Annotated in this window: 1 protein-coding gene and 2 pseudogenes; 1 reads left to right on the plus strand and 2 read right to left on the minus strand. The window is 58.7% G+C overall.

Features of this window, described 5'->3' with window-relative positions; translation table 11 throughout:
- Both BF95_RS27110 and BF95_RS25180 read right to left on the minus strand, forming a co-directional pair.
- Positions 1-479, minus strand: a pseudogene (locus BF95_RS27110) (amino acid permease); the annotation flags it as partial.
- 221 nt (positions 480-700) lie between these two features.
- Positions 701-1399, minus strand: coding sequence for a hypothetical protein (locus tag BF95_RS25180; RefSeq protein WP_043155580.1), 699 nt, complete (start codon positions 1397-1399; stop codon positions 701-703).
- A 239-nt stretch (positions 1400-1638) separates the two neighbouring features.
- On the opposite strand from BF95_RS25180, the pseudogene BF95_RS27115 reads away from it, so the two are divergent.
- Positions 1639-1916: pseudogene (locus BF95_RS27115) on the plus strand (transposase); the annotation flags it as partial.

Genomic DNA, 1916 nt, shown 5'->3' on the forward strand with positions numbered 1-1916 from the left:
TGAAGATGGCGGGCAGGTTGACGAGGCGCCCCAGTTCCGGGGCCTTGCGTCAGCAGTTCAGGGAAAAACCCGATCCCCGGGTCAGCAGCGGCGCGGCATAGCCCGACCAGCCGACCGCGACGGTGGAGACGACGAGGTATATTCCAGGATAAGGCTCCATCCCACGATCCAGGCGATGCCTTCGCCCAGTGCCACATAGGAGTAGCTATAGGCGCTGCCCGCGGCGGGCATCATGGTCGAGAGTTCGGCATAGGCGAGCGCGGCGCAGGCGCAGATCGCGCCGGCTATGGCGAAGGAGAGGAGGACGGCAGGCCCCGGCACGATCCGCGCCGACGCCGATCAGCGTCAGAATGCCGGTGCCGACGATCGCGCGACGCCCAGCGCCAGCAGATGCGGCCAGGACAGGGTGCGGGCCAGGCGATGCTGGTCCCCCCGTCGGAGTCCATCGCTTCGATCGACTTGCGGCGTGTCCAACTCATGCGTCTCAGGCTCCCCTCATACGTCGCCCTTAGCTTCGCACATTTCCCGCAGATTTCGACATAAAATTACGCGGCCTTGATCCTATCGGAAAGTCGGGGCGCGGCGTGTACGGGACGCGGGGAGAGTATAGCCGCGCATGTGCCGGTAGGACAGCGATGTGTGATGAGAAGTAATAGTTGACGTTTACCGCGTGCTGTAAAGCTCTCAGACTTGACGCTCACTATTGGTCAAGGGTGGCGTCCCGTCGTACCGCAAACTTCCATGCCGTGACGGCGATACTAGCGGTCAGAACCAGCGTTGCAGCGGCCACGACGGTACCGCAGAAGGCTAGAGCAATCGCTTCTCCGGCGTTCGTAGCGGACGACATATCAGGCACAAGTTTGTTCACGCCACTAGCCGCAAAGAACACTAATATCAGTGACCAGCGATAGCCCTTCGTTGCCTTTACGATTTGCATCGGACTTACGAAGTGTGTCGAAATCGCCTGCGCTATCGGCCAAGCGGGCAGGAACGCTAAAAACAGTAAGCCGATAAGAAGCAACGCGATGACGGTCGAAATGGTCAAGCCATCGTGCAGACCTGCACGAGACGCGTAAACTAGAACAGTCAAGCTCGATAATATCGGCATGAAGGTCAGAATGGTAATGGCTGTAAACTTGAGGAAGCCCACCACGGTTGATCGCTTTTCAACCATTGTCATGGTCGTAACATATGCCGCTGCGAGCCAAGGCAATATGACGACGCCGAGAAGGGCATAATCCAAATCGGAGAATTTAGTGTCTGTACCCCAATGAACTAGGTCGGTGATAGCCGATAGCGCGCCTGCCATTGAGACGTAGATCAGCCCACGCTTAGGGACGGTGCCAAACTCACCCATCGTCTGCGTGAGGAAATTTTGAAATGTGGAATCCCCGGTCATTCATGGAACATGAACGACAATGCTTTGCACCGCAATCTAGGTTCTGCACGGGGATGCTATGTCAGCTTATGGACTTGTTGCTGCGCGAAGCCGTCAGTCGCCTTCCCACCCCCCCCTGCCGTCATGCCGGGCTTGACCCGGCATCCATTGGCTCAACGGTTGGGCGTCACTGAGAGGTTGAGGCTCATGGACCCCTGTGAGTTCACAAACGAAGTGCAACACCTCACACAGGTGCTGCCATGTCGAACTACAGCCAGTTATCGATTGAGGAGCGATGTTCGATTGCCCGGCTTCGCGAAGCCGGGCAATCGATCCGCAAAATCGCTGCAACTCTGGATCGCCAGCCGTCGACCATCGCGCGGGAGTTGAAGCGCAATGCCGGTTCCAAGGTCGGCTACCAACCTGCCTACGCGCAAGCGCAGGCAAATGCCCGGCGTGGTCAGGGACCAGGCTGGAGCGCGACGATGCCTTGCGCGAGACAATCCTTGATCGCCTCGCCCAAGGCTGGTCACCCGAG

The organism is Sphingobium sp. Ant17 (genome assembly GCF_000588875.1).
Lineage (GTDB): Bacteria > Pseudomonadota > Alphaproteobacteria > Sphingomonadales > Sphingomonadaceae > Sphingobium.

Coding starts and splice junctions, on each gene's coding strand:
- BF95_RS25180 (WP_043155580.1), bottom strand. CDS start 1,399: ATGACCGGGGATTCCACATTTCAAAATTTCCTCACGCAGACGATGGGT.